Here is a 14,229-nt window from a genome sequence, read left to right on the forward strand (position 1 = left end):
TCCTAAATTTTTCGTTGTATTCTGTACACATACGCCAAGATTTCAGCTACGGTTTTGAAAAATTGATCCGGTATCCGGCCACCAATCTCTACATCATCGTAGAGGGCTCTCGCCAAAGGTCGATTTTCCACCATAGTAATATTATTCTCTTTAGCTATTAGTTTTATCTTTTGAGCGATAAAATCGGCTCCTTTCGCAATTACAATTGGAGCATCCATCTTTTCATCGTCGTATTTCAAGCAAATCGCATAGTGTGTAGGGTTCGTAATGACTACATCCGCCTGCGGGACTTCCTGCATCATCCTTCTCATCGCCATTTCTCTTTGTCGTTGCTTTATTCGAGATTTGATGATTGGGTCCCCTTCAGTATTTTTATATTCATCCTTAATATCCTGCTTGGACATTCGGAGGTTTTTTTCATAGTCAAATTTCTGATAAAAGAAATCTAATATAGCGATAAATAAAAGAACAAAGGAGGCTACAATCCCCATTAGGCCAACCAATTGGCCGACAGTAAGCAATGTAATTTCGGGAGTTTTAAAAGCGAGTCCCAAAACTTTATCTAAATTCATGACTAACAATAGTGTTGTTGTAAAACCTATAAATGAGATTTTCAATAATGATTTCATAAGCTCCACAAGAGCACGGATTGAGAAAATACGCTTTAAACCTTTTATCGGATCAATCTTTTTTAAATCGAATTTCAATGGTTCAGTAGTGAATAACAGCCCGAATTGAAACATATTGCCGGCTATGCTTGCAATTACAGCAACCGCCATAATCGGCAATAAAATATATGCCATTTGGATAACCATGTCCTTATAGATAATCATAGAACTATCAATCGATAATGATTTAATAGATAAAAGCTCATTAAAGGAATGATTGAAGAACATAAAAAAACGATCTCTCATAAAACCTGCTGTAAAAAAAAGAAATAGAAAAATGCAGAGAAGGACAATTGCACTCGTCACATCCTGACTTTTCAATACCTGTCCTTTCTTTCGTGAATCCTGCCGTTTCTTCGGAGTGGCTTTTTCAGTTTTTTCACCAGCAAAGAACTGTAGATCAAGTCTAATCATTTATTAGCCACCCCCTAAGAGAAGCATTAGATCCCTCATTGCGGTAATCATCACCTCAAACAATTTACGCATCATCGAAATCATTACCGTAAACATCGATGCAAGTACAAGAAAACTAACCCCGATTTTAATTGGAAAACCGACAACAAAGATATTTAATTGTGGTACTGTCCTTGCTGTAATACCAAGAGCAAGGTCGACTAAAAATAGGGTTGCGACGATTGGAACAGACATTTGAAATGCGATTGCAAATGATGTAGCAAACGTTTTAATGACGAATTCGACGAGACGTTCACTTCCGAAAGATGGCCAAAGCAGTTCGATGGGGATAAAACGATAGCTGTAAAAAATTCCATCTAATAACATATGGTGACCATTTACTGTCAATAAGAGCAACATGGCGAGAACATTGAAAAACTGTCCCAATAAGGGAGATTGCGCGCCTGTTTGCGGATCGATTACGTTTGCTATCGCAAAACCCATTTGAAAATCGATAAACCCACCAGCAACTTGAATAGCTGAGATGACAATATAGGCAATGATACCGATAAAAAGTCCGGTCGTAGCCTCCTTGATAACAAGTAAAATATACAATCCATCAATCTGGAGTTCAGGGGCATCAATGGTATAAACCATCATCCAGGATAATAGGGCAGCGAAAATAATTCTATGCGTTGTAGGAATCGCACGGTATGAAAATAACGGTACAGTAATGATAAAGGCTGTTACCCTTGTTAAAACTAACAAATATACAGCTAAAGAAGGGATTAATGCTTCCATTCTATCACCCTATGTATCGAACAAGATTTTCGAAAATGTCCGATGCAAAAGCGGTCACCCTGGACAACATCCATGGCCCGAAAAAGATTATTCCTACAAGAACTGCTATGATCTTAGGTACAAATGCAAGGGTCTGTTCCTGTATTTGAGTTGTAGCCTGAAAAATACTAACAATTAATCCAGTGACCAATGCCACAATCAAAAGTGGGCCAGAAGCTAATAATATGACCCATATTGCACGTTCAGCGATCGCAATGACCAATTCGCCTGACATTCAAACCACTCCTATACTTAAAAAATATCTATTGGCCGAAAGCGACAATTGATACCCGCTAAAAACTTTGCAACAATGATTTGACAATAAGATACCAGCCATCAACAAGGACGAACAGTAAAATTTTGAAAGGTAATGAGATCATAACTGGGGGTAACATCATCATCCCCATTGACATCAGAACACTTGCAACGATCATATCAATAACAAGGAAAGGAATGAATATCATAAAACCCATTTGAAAGGCAGTCTTTAATTCACTTAACGCAAATGCCGGAACCATCATAGTTAACGGAATATCATTCAACGTTTCTGGACGTTCTGCCTGATTGTAACGTAGGAATAACTCCAAATCCTTTTGTCGTGTATGTTTACTCATAAATTCCTTAAACGGTATGCTTGCACGATCATACGCCTCTTCAAGTGTTATTTCTTCAGCGAATAATGGCGTTAATGCCGTCTCGTTCACTTGTTGAAATGTCGGAGCCATTATGAAAAAAGTGAGAAATAGTGCTAAGCCGACAATAACTTGATTGGGCGGCATTTGTTGTGTAGCCAGTGCTGTTCTGACAAATGAAAGTACAATCACAATCCTTGCAAAGGATGTCATTAGAATAAGAATTGCGGGCGCAAGTGACAACACCGTTAGAAGAAGGAGCATTTTGATAGATGTCGACACATTGGACGGGTCACTATCAGAGAAAAACTGCATAAAATCATTCATCTTTTCTCTTCTCCTTTTCCTTTAGGCGGTTCAAATGTTTTTTCCGTTCCTCCCTTAATTCATCAAGTCTGGACGTGAATAACTTTCCAAAATCAACTGGTTCTTCATCTGTTGATTCTCTTTTACTTTTAAGCATTGTCATTATTTTATCAACGATGTTTGACGGGCTTTGTTCATCGTTATTTTCAAAATAATTTTCAAGTACATTAATTTCTTCGGCATCTGTAATTTCCTTCAGCAAACGAACTTCATCACCAACACCTACGATGAAATAAGTTTCTCCGATAACAACTAATTGGATTGACTTATTTTGTCCAAGTGAAAGACCGCCAATGTTCTTCATCAACTGGTGCTGATTGAACATCCTATTTTTACGGTTTATGAACTTTAATAAAGCGAAAAGAAGAACTATGACAAACAATAATGCGAAAACTGTCCTTACATAATCCCAAAAGGACAATCCGAAAGTTTCTTCGTCAGCAGTACTGCTATTAACAGGTTCACTTTTATCAAATTCACTTTGAGGTTCTTGATCACAGTCCTCGTTTTTTCCAAGGCAATCGAATATGGATTTATTCGAGTCGGTTTCCGCATGGACCACTTCAAATAGACTAACGTTTAAAACAAAAAAAGTAAGCAGGCAAGTTAAGACTAATTTAAAACCATTTGTAAAGTTCATGAGTTAACCCAATGCTTTTTGGATTGCTTCAACAACGCGATCAGATTGAAATGGTTTCACTATGAAATCTTTCGCTCCTGCCTGAATAGCATCGATAACCATGGCCTGTTGACCCATTGCAGAGCACATGATGACTTTTGCCGAAGGATCATTTTCTTTAATTTGTTTTAAAGCTGTAATCCCATCCATTTCGGGCATTGTAATATCCATCGTTACGAGGTCCGGCAGTAATTCCATATACTTTTCCACGGCCTGCACACCATCCGCAGCCTCACCAACAACTTCAAAATTGTTTTTTATTAAAATATCTTTTATCATCATACGCATAAATGCCGCATCATCGACTATCAATATACGTTTACCCATTTTGTTAGCCTCCGGATTCTATCTTAAATTGTTTAGTCTTTCTTTTTGGCTCAAAACATCTGTAATCCTAACTCCAAAATTCTCATCGATTACAACGACTTCCCCACGTGCAATATGCCGGTTATTCACCAAAATATCAACTGGTTCACCAGCTAACTTATCTAATTCGATAATATAGCCACTTGACATTTCAAGGATTTCTTTAACAGAGCGTTTCGTCCGTCCCAATTCTACTGTCACTTGTAATGGGATATCCAATAACATATTTAAGTTGTTCGATTTTGTCTTATCAAAAGATGGAGTATCAAAACTTGCAAATTGAGCTTGTTGTACATGTACAGTTGGTTGAGGTTCTTTTGTTTGCTCAATCTGTTGTGCTGCATCAAATGATTGTTTGGTCGTTTGCGAATCGCTTTGACTTTTCTCGAAACTTTGAGATTCCTGCCCGCTATTTTCAGACTGTTGCTGCTGGTTTCGGGTAGGAGGCAGTATTGGAGTTTCCATTGTTATTGCTGCCTCATTCGCAACGTCCATTCCCATTAACGTAGTAACAAGATTTTTACCGAATTGTAAAGGGAAAAGCTGCATAATATGGGAGTCTATCAAATTCCCTACTTTTAATTTAAATGAAACTTTAATCATTGGCTCATTTTCTGGAATATATGAAATTTCGTTCTCGCTTGGCATATCGATTAAATCGATAGACGGGGGAGAAATATCGACTCTCTTATTAAAGACTGTCGACATTGATGTTGCTGCAGACCCCATCATTTGATTCATCGCTTCTTGCACTGCACTAAATCGAATTTCATTTAATTCTTCAGGAGGTTGTAGACCATCTTCTCCAAGCATCAAGTCCGCGATAATGGCTGCATCCCTTTGTTTAATGATAAGGAGATTCATGCCATTCAAACCTTCTGTATACTCAACTTGAACTACGATATATGGATGAATGAATTCAGCCATCAGCATATTACGATCAACAACTGTAATTGAAGGTGTTGTGATTTCGACTTTATGACCAAGCAATGAGGAAAGTGCTGTTGCAGAACTGCCGAAGGAAATATTCCCTACTTCACCTAAAGCATCTTTTTCCATTTCACTTAATTCATTATTAGGATTCTGATTCGTTTGGGACGATGTATCAGTTTTTGTCGAATGAATTTCTTCGCCGCGTAATAACGCTTCAATTTCCTCTTGAGAGAGTATATTATCACTCATCATCTTCATCCCCTTCATTCAAACTACCAATAATTTGTACTGCCATTCTATTTCGCACTTGGCCGGGTTGTGCGGTAAATTTAGGTATTCCGCCAACCCTTACTTGTAAAGGATCTTCAATCCTTTTTCCAAGGGGGATAACATCGTCTACTTGAAGGGATAAGAATTCATCAATTGACATTGTACCTTGACCTAACTCAACGCTAATCGGTAAAGTGGTTTGCTTTAAACGTTTTTCCAATTCCGTGTTCTGTTCAGGAGTCGATTCTTTCTGATTGGACTGCATCCAATACCTGACTGAAAGATTAGGAACAATTGGCTCAAGAACGACGTGCGGAATACAAATATTTATCATGCCACTTGACTCTCCAATAACAATATTAAAACCAATGACGACGACTGTTTCATTCGGTGAAATTGTTTGTAAGAATTGAGGATTCACTTCAATTTCTGACAGGTATGGGTCAATTTCAATGATTCCAGTCCACGCCTCTCTAAAATTGTCAAATGAACGTTCAAATAGATTCGTTAAAATCTTCGTTTCAATTTCCGTCATATTATTTATTAGTCCAGTACCTTTTCCTGCACCGCCCATCAAACGGTCAAGCATGGAATAGGCAATATTCGGGTTGACTTCCATTATGATATTCCCTTCCAAAGGTGGAACATCGAATATGTTAAGCAATGTCATATTTGGCATTGACCGGATAAATTCTTCAAACGGAATTTGATCGACTGTAGCGACATGTATTTGAATATAAGTTCGTAATTGTGCAGAAAAATAAGTAGTTAACAATCTCGCAAAGTTCTCATGGATTCTTGTTAAACTACGAATTTGATCTTTTGAAAAACGAAGCGCCCGTTTGAAATCATATACTTTGACCTTCCGGGTTCCATCCTCTTTTTTCATGTTTTCTGCGGACATTTCTCCTGTTGACAATGCGGATAATAAAGCATCTATTTCATTTTGGGATAAGATATCTTCCGGCATTAGGCCACCTCCCGGTACTGTATATGTTTAAGTTCACTGAATGATATAACTAACAATATAAACCTTTTCAATTTCACCCTTTTGCATTAGAGGATTCAATTGAGCTTTTATGGTATCTTCAAATGCCTGTTTTCCTGCTTTTCCTTCAAGTTCTTTGGAGGTCATTTCAGAAAGCTCTTGGATTACCATGTTCTGGACTTGAAATTCCCGTTTTTTCAATTCTTCAGCAGCCTTCTTATCTGTTGTTTGGATCTTTAATGTAATTCTAATAAACTGCTTTCCCGATAAATTTGTCATTATTTCAGGTATATCAACCGATGACTTAAGAATTTCATCAATTGAAGCTTCCTTTATATTTGTTTTGTCACTTTTGTCCAATTGCATCTTAAGAGCAATCCCGATAATGCCGACAAGTGAAATACATATTAAAATGATAAGGACCAATGTCAAAACTTTATTCTTCATGTTCGTCACCCCGGATATGCGGATTTGATAATATTTGAACTGCTTGATAGAAATCGATAATTCGTTGGTTAACAACTTCAATCGGATCGAGGACAACGTATTTCGATCCAGTTGTTAAGGTAATTGTCGTATCGGGAAATGACTCGATTTTTTCTATGTATAATGCATTCAATGTAAAGACTTTTCCATTAAGACGTGTGACTTTTATCATGATAAAGGGGCCGGGCGCTGGGCCGGCCCGTCCCTCCTTTTCTGTAACCAATTATGAAAATCTAATTATCGTTTCAAGTTTACGAGTTCTTGAAGGATTTCGTCGGATGTTGTGATGATACGTGTATTTGCTTGGAAACCACGTTGTGCAACGATCATCTCGGTGAATTCCTCTGAAAGGTCGACGTTGGACATTTCAAGGAAGCCTGATGCGATTTTACCGCGGCCTTCTAATTGCGGCTCACCTTCACTTGGTTCACCGGAGTTTGCAGTTCTTTGATAAAGGTTAGAACCTACTTTCTCAAGTCCACCTGGATTTGGGAATTTAGCCATTTGAATAATTCCTACGTCTTCAGGCACATTATTTATGACGGCCGTTACTGTACCATCTTCAGAGATTGACATTGATGAAGCTTCCAAATCTACTTGAATCGGCCCGTCAGCTCCTTGTAAAAACCTTCCTTCTCCATCTACAATGTAGCCATCCTGATCCATATAAAAATTACCTGCCCTTGTATAAAGTAAATCTTCACCCTCTGAGTTACCTACAATAAAGAAACCATCACCAGCAATCGCTAAGTCTAATGTGTTACCCGTAAACTGGGTCGAACCATTTGTGTGCATTGTGTCAATGGCAGCAATTTGCGAACCTAAACCAACTTGTTTAGGGTTGACACCTCCACGATTTTCATTTCCAGCAGCAGCACCCGCTACTGTCTGCGAAATCAAATCTTTAAAAATAACTCGTCCTTTTTTAAAGCCATACGTATTGACGTTCGCGATGTTATTTCCGATTACGTCCAACTTTGTTTGGAAATTTCGTAGGCCAGAGATTCCTGAATACATTGATCTTAACATGCTTTTCCCTCCCGGATTATATGTGTAACTGCCTCTATCATTCGGCAGTACGATGGCATCCTTATAGGTCCTGCCATTAATAGTTAACTAAGTACAATCGTTCCATCGATATTAGTGAATAATTGATCCTTTGCTTCTTTACGATCCATCGCCGTAATTACTGTGGAATTTTTTGCGCTAATGATTAATGCTGCCTGATCCATTAGAACAAGCGATTCTTTAATTCCCTTCCTCTTTGCCTCGTTCACCTTTTCGCCAATATGTGCCCATTCACTGTCTGAAATATGAATATGTCTTTCTTTCAATCTTTCATTTGCATGTTTGCTTATTTTCAGCTCATGCGGTTCGATTGCTTTATTCAGCTGCTCGAGGAAAGATTGTTTAGGCGCATTAGTCGATTTTGATAGTTGTCTTTGGTGAATAAGCGGCTGCGATGGAACCCTATGAAAATTCAACCTCTCCATTACAATGGCTCCTATTCTATTGACTTATTGATGTAAATGAATCCCCATCAATTCGGCTTCCGTCACTTAATATATATTGCAGTTTTCCATTTTTATTGGAAACGGATACGACAGTACCTGACTTTTCAACTTCTCCGTCCATATAGCCGACCGTTTTACCTATCATGCGACTTGCCTCTACTAAATCTATTGAGTTCGATGCCGAGAGCACCTCTGAAATATTGCCTGGTGAAAGCTCTTTCCCATCTTCCATCGTAAACACTACGGATCCATTCACAAATTTAGCAGATTGGATAATGCCTGTTCCTTCATTTACAACCATTTTTCCTTCTTCGTCTTTCTTATCCGTAATTTCATGCCATCGGACACTCTTACCGACGAATTGATTGTATTGGATTAATTGGGTCTGATTTTGTGATTCTGCAAACTTTTCAAATGCACTTGCCAAGTTCATTGTTTGTTCCAACGATGAAAACTGTGCCATTTGCGCTATGAACTCATTATCCTTCATCGGATTTGTTGGATCCTGGTTTTGCAACTGTGCAATAAGAATCTTCATGAAGGCGTCTTTTCCCATTGTATCCGGACCTGTCTTGCGCTGATCTCGTTGTTTATTGATAAGGAACATCGATTCAGTAATGGGTTTTTGTCCATCAATCATTTATTACACCTCCAATTCAAGTAAATACTCTTCAAAGGATTGGTTTTCTTCGGAATGATTATCGGTTTTCTCCTTTTCCGCATGCTGCTCGCGTTCAAAATGCTCATTAAAGGATTGTTCCCTTTCATTCCTCGATGACTCTTGGATTGATTGGGCAATATCAATACGATCGACTTGGATATTCTGTTGGGTAAAGGCGTGTTTTAATTGATGCAACTGGCTATCCAACATTCCTTTCGCGAGGGCTGTTGATGCTAAAATCCTCGCAGAAATTACACCGTTTGTTTCCACCAATTCAATCCGAATTTGCCCCAAATGCTCAGGATACAATTTAATTAACATCCGATTTGTACCATTAACTTGACCGAAATTGGATCTTTTGAATAAAACCTGTAACTCTCGCACTAAGGATTCGCTTTGATTCAAATTCGTTTTGTTTGGTACAAGATCACCTTTCAAAGTCGATGGTAAGTTAGGTGTAGTTGCTTGTAATTCACTCACTTGTTTAGGGCCTTCTTTTTCTTCAGAAGAGGCCTGGGAAGAATTAAGTTCAGAAATAATTCTAAAGTTGAATTTCTGAATTGGGATATCCAATAACTTTTGTTTCCCCGAAGTAAGCACCTCTTGGTCGAATTGTATAGCGGCTTCCGTAATCATACTTTGAAAAACATGTAACTTCTGCTCCATTGAAATTACCATATCACTTTGCTTTGCCGAAATTTCCACTGTTTTTAAAAAGGCAAGCAGCTGGATAGCTTCCTTGTTTTGTACATTGCTTGTAATAGAATTATTCAAGATCTCCAAAGCGTTATTTCCCAGACCATCAAAGGTAGATAGCATTGTCCATATATCTGCCGATACCGTCAGTTCTTTTAGTTCCTCAAGGGATTTACCCGCCTTAAGCAACAGGTCCTTTAACAATTCTAAAGTTTTTTCCGGGTCCATTGACATTGCCATGGACAGTTCTTCTAAAGTTAAAGTATTTCTTTCACCTAAAAGATCCGATAGCTCTATTGATTCAATACCTTGAAGGGATTCCAATACTTCTTGAAGATCTTCGACTGAATCCGCAGCAAAAATGTCTGAAACCAATTCGGTAGGAATTTCTGTAGACGTTTTAGTTTGTTGATTTTCCCTCGCCGAGACAGCTGAAGTTACCTTATTGAATACGTCACCGAACGACTGCTTGTACTCCCCACCTAAATCCGCACTTTCGGGAAGCTTTTTGCCGATTGTAAAACTCGATTGCAACGCTCCAACGTTCACTATTTTTTCACCCCCCTTCAAAGGAAACTCTTATTTTGTCAAAAGGCTTGTATATCTTGCGGCATCCTCAGCTGAGAGTTTTTCCAAAATCGGAGCCAACACATCCGGCTTAAGGCTTGAAAGTATTTCAATCGCCTCTTCATCATTCATCTTTGAAATAATTGGCGCTACGGATTTAGCTGACATCTTCTCAAAAGTAGAAATAATCTCACTCAAATCACGTTTTTGATCTTCTTTTGCCATTTTCAATTCATCGATTTCAGCCAATAATGCTTTCTGGTCAACTAACAATACTTTCTTTTCCTCATCAGCTTTTGACAATGCCTTTTCAAGTTTGACTAATTGCGCTTCTTTTTCCTGGATTTCAGCTTGTAAGGAGACAACGCGTTCCTCAAATAGAAAAGCATCTAACTTTTCCTCTTCGTCAACTAATTTACTAACAAAAGGAAGTGATGGGTTCCATTCATTTACATCAAATATATTTATATCTGCGACGTATGCTATGATTAAGAGCACCATTGTAGTGGAAAGCAATGGGACAAGAGTCCACAGCAAAACTCCTTGTAAAAGGCCACCTTTCTTTTTATTCACATTTGAATTCAACATTTGCTGTTTTGATTTTTTTACCACATTACCACCCTGTTTTTCTTCGATGGAACTTAGCCGTTGTCAACTCATCCAAGAATCGACCTTCTTGCAGTTCCATTTCATCTCGATAATGTTCTTGATCCTTTTCCTTCATCTTTTCAAACTTTTTTACCTCAATCGTCTTTTCAAGTAACTTTTCCTCGAACCAATTCATTTTTGTCCGCGCCTTAATAACGGATTGTTGCAGAATTGAAATCCGTTTCTCTATACTTTCCAAGTAACGTGTGTATAGGTGGATATCGTTGATGTTGAATCCTTGTTTCATTTTATTTTGATGATCGTATTCAAGGTCTTCTTTCTTTTTCAATAACTCGTATAATTCCGTTGCAACCTTTTCGAAAGAATGTACAGATTTTTTATATTCAACTTCTGTTTCTTCTTTTTCCTGCTCCCGAAACGTTAACACTTTTTCAAATCTGTATAAATAGGGTTTCATCAAACTCCGCCTCCAGAAGCAAGGGAAATCAATTCTTCAATACTATCTTCCATTCTCACATTATCGTTATAACTTTGCTTCAAAAACTTTGTTATATGGGGCTCGAATTCAATTGCTTCATCGATTTCTTTTGATGTCCCACGTTTATAGGCTCCGATATTAATCAGATCTTCAGATTTGTTATAGGTGTAATACAGTTCGCGGAGTTTTTCTGCGGCTTTTATATGTTCCTGACTTGCAATATGATTCATAAGACGGCTGACACTTTTCAATACATTGATAGCTGGATATTGGCCTTTGTTGGCGAGTGTTCTATCCAATACAATGTGGCCATCCAGTATACCCCTGACTGCATCCGCAATCGGCTCGTTCATATCGTCACCATCTACGAGAACCGTGTAGAAGGCTGTAATTGCTCCAACTTCATTTGTTCCTGTTCGTTCAAGCAATTTTGGAAGAATAGAAAAGACAGACGGCGTATAGCCTCGAGTTGCAGGTGGTTCTCCAACTGCAAGCCCAATTTCACGCTGAGCCATTGCAACACGTGTCACGGAATCCATCATTAGCATGACGTTCATCCCTTTATTACGAAAGTATTCCGCTATAGCTGTAGCTGTAAAAGCACCTTTAATACGCATAAGTGCAGGTTGATCGGAAGTGGCTGCAACTACAATTGTTCGACTTAATCCTTCAGGTCCAAGATCCCGCTCAATGAATTCGAGGACTTCCCGTCCCCTTTCTCCAATAAGTGCGATAACGTTTAAATCTGCAGTCGTATTCCTTGCAATCATACCTAATAAAGTACTCTTACCCACTCCCGAACCTGCAAAGATCCCTACCCTTTGGCCATTCCCGACAGCAAGCATGCCGTCTATCGCTTTGACACCAACAGCTAACTTTTCACTAATTGGTTTTCTGGTCATGACGTTAGGAGGTTCCTGCTCCGTCCTGATTGTCGACAGTCCTTTTGGTAATGCGCTATTATCAATCGGATTCCCCATCGCATCAAGCACTTTTCCAATTAGGTTCATACCTACCTTTACCTCAAGGGGTTTTCCGGTACTTTCCACTAAACAGCCGCTTGAAATATCCATAATATTGGTATACGGCATAAGAATGACAATCTCTTCACGAAAGCCGACGACTTCAGCAAAAACAACGGAACTTTCTTTTCTTCCATTTTTCAAATGAATGCGGCAAACATCACCGATGGAACTTTCAGGTCCTTGAGATTCTATCATTAAACCAATTACCTGGACGACTCGCCCAAATTTTCTATGGGAATTTAATTTTGGTATGACATTAAGCAGCTCATTGGCCTTCTTCAATGTCAGTCACCACTTTCCATTAAGTCAAATAGTTGTTCTTTCAGCATGTTCAACTGCTCATCCACACTTACTACAATCCGTCCCTGATTCGTTTCAATGATGCAGTCGTTCACATCAAAATCGTCATTAACAAATATGAGGAATGGGACTTCAGGAGGGAATATCGACATCAACTCGTCACGGTTCGAGGAGATAAAGTCAAAGTGGGCAATTGAAACATACAATTTAACCTCTTTCATTTCCCTAACTTCTTTTAAGCCTTTTTTTACAATTGATAAAAACTTCTCTTCATCATTTTCAAGCAGTGTTCCTAAAATCCGCTCGGCCGTTTTCATTGCAATTTCAAGGATTACTTTTTCCTGTTCTTCAATATACTTCAATGCATTTTCATGCGATTTAGCAGTAATTTCATTCGCAATTTTCACGGATTCATTCATATCGGACAATGATTTATTTCTTCCCTCTTCGTAACCTTGCTGAAAACCTTCTTCATAAGCTTGTTGTTGTAAGTTAGTCTTCTCCTGTTCCCACGCAGATTGCATAGCAGCTATATCCTCAAGTGCGGTTTGTCTTATTTGAGCCAAGTCAGACTTTTCGGTTTCAATTCTCATTTGGGCATCCTGTAACAGTCGATTTCTCTCAATCATAAGTGATTCTTGTGTAAGTACTTGTTCTTCATCAAACGATGATCTATTCAATGTCTTTATTGTGATTTCTTTTACATTTCCTTCTTTGGAAAACGTATTTGCAGCACGATAAACATTAGACAATGATGTCATCTCCTCCACCGCGTGCAATTATGATTTCACCGGATTCCTCTAGTCTACGGATAATAGAAACAATCCTCGCTTGTGCTTCCTCTACATCCCGTAGACGGACAGGTCCCATTACTTCCATTTCATCTTTGAAAGATTCAGCCATCCGCTGAGACATATTCTTAAATAGAACCTCTCTAACCTCTTCGCTTGAAACTCTTAGTGATAAAACAAGGTCGGCGTTTTCGCATTCACGGACAATACGTTGAATTGAACGATTATCCAATGTGACGATATCTTCAAAGACGAACATTCTCTTACGTATTTCCTCAGCAAGTTCTGGGTCCTGGATTTCAAGTGCATCCATTATTGTTTTTTCTGTCGCCCTGTCAACGCCATTCAATACTTGTACAACTGCATCTATTCCACCAGTCTCAGTGAAATCTTGAGTTACTGTAGAAGAAAGTTTCCTTTCAAGTACAGACTCAATCTCACTGATTACTTCTGGGGAAGTTGAATCCATAGTCGCTATTCTTTTAGCGATATCCGCCTGCATTTCCTGTGGCAGTGATGACAATATTATTCCAGCCTGCTCAGCTTCCAAGTAGGAAAGTATTAATGCTATTGTCTGCGGATGTTCATTTTGAATGAAATTCAGCACCTGTGATGGATCAGCTTTTCGGGCAAAATCAAACGGTCTAACTTGCAAGGACGTCGTTAGACGATTGATGATGGATAGGGCATGCTCTTTTCCTAATGCCTTTTCCAACACCGTCTTTGCGTAACCAATTCCACCTTGCGAAATATAGTCTTGAGCAAGTGCAATATTATTGAATTCTTCAATGATTTCTTCCTTAACGGTCGAATCTACTTTTTTTACACCGGAGATTTCAAGGGTCAACATTTCAATCTCTTCTTCTGTCAAATGCTTATAGACGGACGCTGAGACTTCGGGTCCAAGCGAAATGAGAAGAAGTGCCGCTTTTTGTTTACCGGTCATTTCTTTATCTTTCCTAACCAT

At 38.7% G+C, this 14,229-nt stretch carries 19 protein-coding genes; all 19 read right to left on the reverse strand.

Translation table 11 applies throughout. The features are described 5' to 3' along the window. Positions 1–2: 2 nt before the first annotated feature. The 19 genes from flhB to fliG all read right to left on the reverse strand — a co-directional run bounded on the left by flhB (position 3) and on the right by fliG (position 14,229). Positions 3–1,082 carry a flagellar biosynthesis protein FlhB gene (gene flhB / locus ACFPZG_RS09695; RefSeq protein ID WP_283731730.1) on the reverse strand — a complete coding sequence of 360 codons (1,080 nt, stop codon included), beginning with the start codon at positions 1,080–1,082 and terminating at the stop codon, positions 3–5. 3 nt (positions 1,083–1,085) lie between these two features. Beyond that, positions 1,086–1,862 (reverse strand): flagellar biosynthetic protein FliR, encoded by a 777-nt coding sequence (gene fliR / locus ACFPZG_RS09700; RefSeq protein ID WP_317940105.1) that lies wholly within the window; start codon positions 1,860–1,862, stop codon positions 1,086–1,088. 4 nt (positions 1,863–1,866) lie between these two features. Then, complete coding sequence (gene fliQ / locus ACFPZG_RS09705) at positions 1,867–2,136, reverse strand: flagellar biosynthesis protein FliQ (RefSeq protein ID WP_283731729.1); 270 nt, start codon at positions 2,134–2,136, stop codon at positions 1,867–1,869. A 58-nt stretch (positions 2,137–2,194) separates the two neighbouring features. Then, a complete protein-coding gene (gene fliP / locus ACFPZG_RS09710; RefSeq protein WP_283731728.1) occupies positions 2,195–2,860 on the reverse strand; it encodes a flagellar type III secretion system pore protein FliP in 666 nt (221 codons plus the stop codon). Further along, positions 2,853–3,461: a flagellar biosynthetic protein FliO gene (locus ACFPZG_RS09715; protein WP_381426916.1), complete on the reverse strand. Its 609-nt coding sequence runs from the start codon at positions 3,459–3,461 to the stop codon at positions 2,853–2,855. The genes fliP and ACFPZG_RS09715 overlap by 8 nt, the downstream gene beginning before the upstream one ends. An 81-nt stretch (positions 3,462–3,542) precedes the next feature. Beyond that, entirely contained in the window at positions 3,543–3,905 is a 363-nt protein-coding gene (locus ACFPZG_RS09720) for a response regulator (RefSeq protein ID WP_283731726.1), read from the reverse strand. Between the two features lie 18 nt (positions 3,906–3,923). After that, complete coding sequence (fliY, locus tag ACFPZG_RS09725; RefSeq protein WP_317940106.1) at positions 3,924–5,126, reverse strand: flagellar motor switch phosphatase FliY; 1,203 nt, start codon at positions 5,124–5,126, stop codon at positions 3,924–3,926. Then, positions 5,119–6,117 carry a flagellar motor switch protein FliM gene (gene fliM, locus ACFPZG_RS09730; protein ID WP_317940107.1) on the reverse strand — a complete coding sequence of 333 codons (999 nt, stop codon included), beginning with the start codon at positions 6,115–6,117 and terminating at the stop codon, positions 5,119–5,121. The genes fliY and fliM overlap by 8 nt, the downstream gene beginning before the upstream one ends. A gap of 33 nt (positions 6,118–6,150) precedes the next feature. Continuing rightward, the gene (gene fliL / locus ACFPZG_RS09735) at positions 6,151–6,582 is read right to left on the reverse strand and encodes a flagellar basal body-associated protein FliL (RefSeq protein ID WP_283731725.1); all 432 of its coding nucleotides are present in this window, start codon (positions 6,580–6,582) and stop codon (positions 6,151–6,153) included. After that, the gene (locus ACFPZG_RS09740; protein ID WP_283731724.1) at positions 6,572–6,793 is read right to left on the reverse strand and encodes a flagellar FlbD family protein; all 222 of its coding nucleotides are present in this window, start codon (positions 6,791–6,793) and stop codon (positions 6,572–6,574) included. Before ACFPZG_RS09740 ends, fliL begins: the two co-directional genes overlap by 11 nt. A gap of 65 nt (positions 6,794–6,858) precedes the next feature. Further along, entirely contained in the window at positions 6,859–7,650 is a 792-nt protein-coding gene (flgG, locus tag ACFPZG_RS09745) for a flagellar basal body rod protein FlgG (protein WP_283731723.1), read from the reverse strand. Positions 7,651–7,733: 83 nt separating this feature from the next. Next, a complete protein-coding gene (locus ACFPZG_RS09750) occupies positions 7,734–8,114 on the reverse strand; it encodes a TIGR02530 family flagellar biosynthesis protein (protein WP_283731722.1) in 381 nt (126 codons plus the stop codon). Positions 8,115–8,130: 16 nt separating this feature from the next. After that, positions 8,131–8,775 (reverse strand): flagellar hook assembly protein FlgD, encoded by a 645-nt coding sequence (flgD, locus tag ACFPZG_RS09755; protein WP_283731721.1) that lies wholly within the window; start codon positions 8,773–8,775, stop codon positions 8,131–8,133. Positions 8,776–8,778: 3 nt separating this feature from the next. After that, positions 8,779–10,041, reverse strand: a complete 1,263-nt coding sequence (locus ACFPZG_RS09760) for a flagellar hook-length control protein FliK (protein ID WP_317940108.1) — start codon at positions 10,039–10,041, stop codon at positions 8,779–8,781. Between the two features lie 30 nt (positions 10,042–10,071). After that, positions 10,072–10,671 carry a MotE family protein gene (locus ACFPZG_RS09765; protein ID WP_283731718.1) on the reverse strand — a complete coding sequence of 200 codons (600 nt, stop codon included), beginning with the start codon at positions 10,669–10,671 and terminating at the stop codon, positions 10,072–10,074. Between the two features lies 1 nt (position 10,672). Next, on the reverse strand, positions 10,673–11,125 hold the full coding sequence (gene fliJ, locus ACFPZG_RS09770) for a flagellar export protein FliJ (protein ID WP_317940109.1): 453 nt from the start codon (positions 11,123–11,125) through the stop codon (positions 10,673–10,675). Next, positions 11,125–12,459, reverse strand: coding sequence for a flagellar protein export ATPase FliI (gene fliI / locus ACFPZG_RS09775; RefSeq protein WP_317940243.1), 1,335 nt, complete (start codon positions 12,457–12,459; stop codon positions 11,125–11,127). Before fliI ends, fliJ begins: the two co-directional genes overlap by 1 nt. Continuing rightward, positions 12,456–13,232 carry a flagellar assembly protein FliH gene (fliH, locus tag ACFPZG_RS09780; RefSeq protein WP_381426929.1) on the reverse strand — a complete coding sequence of 259 codons (777 nt, stop codon included), beginning with the start codon at positions 13,230–13,232 and terminating at the stop codon, positions 12,456–12,458. The genes fliI and fliH overlap by 4 nt, the downstream gene beginning before the upstream one ends. Further along, a complete protein-coding gene (fliG, locus tag ACFPZG_RS09785) occupies positions 13,216–14,229 on the reverse strand; it encodes a flagellar motor switch protein FliG (RefSeq protein ID WP_283731716.1) in 1,014 nt (337 codons plus the stop codon). The genes fliH and fliG overlap by 17 nt, the downstream gene beginning before the upstream one ends.

The organism is Sporosarcina thermotolerans, from assembly GCF_042658975.1.
Lineage (GTDB): Bacteria > Bacillota > Bacilli > Bacillales_A > Planococcaceae > Sporosarcina > Sporosarcina thermotolerans.

What these genes read in the sequence shown, in the direction of transcription:
- flhB (WP_283731730.1), bottom strand. Translation starts at nt 1,082, where the DNA reads ATGATTAGACTTGATCTACAGTTCTTTGCTGGTGAAAAAACTGAAAAA.
- fliR (WP_317940105.1), bottom strand. Translation starts at nt 1,862, where the DNA reads ATGGAAGCATTAATCCCTTCTTTAGCTGTATATTTGTTAGTTTTAACA.
- fliQ (WP_283731729.1), bottom strand. Translation starts at nt 2,136, where the DNA reads ATGTCAGGCGAATTGGTCATTGCGATCGCTGAACGTGCAATATGGGTC.
- fliP (WP_283731728.1), bottom strand. Translation starts at nt 2,860, where the DNA reads ATGAATGATTTTATGCAGTTTTTCTCTGATAGTGACCCGTCCAATGTG.
- ACFPZG_RS09720 (WP_283731726.1), bottom strand. Translation starts at nt 3,905, where the DNA reads ATGGGTAAACGTATATTGATAGTCGATGATGCGGCATTTATGCGTATG.
- fliY (WP_317940106.1), bottom strand. Translation starts at nt 5,126, where the DNA reads ATGAGTGATAATATACTCTCTCAAGAGGAAATTGAAGCGTTATTACGC.
- fliM (WP_317940107.1), bottom strand. Translation starts at nt 6,117, where the DNA reads ATGCCGGAAGATATCTTATCCCAAAATGAAATAGATGCTTTATTATCC.
- fliL (WP_283731725.1), bottom strand. Translation starts at nt 6,582, where the DNA reads ATGAAGAATAAAGTTTTGACATTGGTCCTTATCATTTTAATATGTATT.
- ACFPZG_RS09740 (WP_283731724.1), bottom strand. Translation starts at nt 6,793, where the DNA reads ATGATAAAAGTCACACGTCTTAATGGAAAAGTCTTTACATTGAATGCA.
- flgG (WP_283731723.1), bottom strand. Translation starts at nt 7,650, where the DNA reads ATGTTAAGATCAATGTATTCAGGAATCTCTGGCCTACGAAATTTCCAA.
- ACFPZG_RS09750 (WP_283731722.1), bottom strand. Translation starts at nt 8,114, where the DNA reads ATGGAGAGGTTGAATTTTCATAGGGTTCCATCGCAGCCGCTTATTCAC.
- flgD (WP_283731721.1), bottom strand. Translation starts at nt 8,775, where the DNA reads ATGATTGATGGACAAAAACCCATTACTGAATCGATGTTCCTTATCAAT.
- fliJ (WP_317940109.1), bottom strand. Translation starts at nt 11,125, where the DNA reads ATGAAACCCTATTTATACAGATTTGAAAAAGTGTTAACGTTTCGGGAG.
- fliH (WP_381426929.1), bottom strand. Translation starts at nt 13,232, where the DNA reads ATGACATCATTGTCTAATGTTTATCGTGCTGCAAATACGTTTTCCAAA.
- fliG (WP_283731716.1), bottom strand. Translation starts at nt 14,229, where the DNA reads ATGGTTAGGAAAGATAAAGAAATGACCGGTAAACAAAAAGCGGCACTT.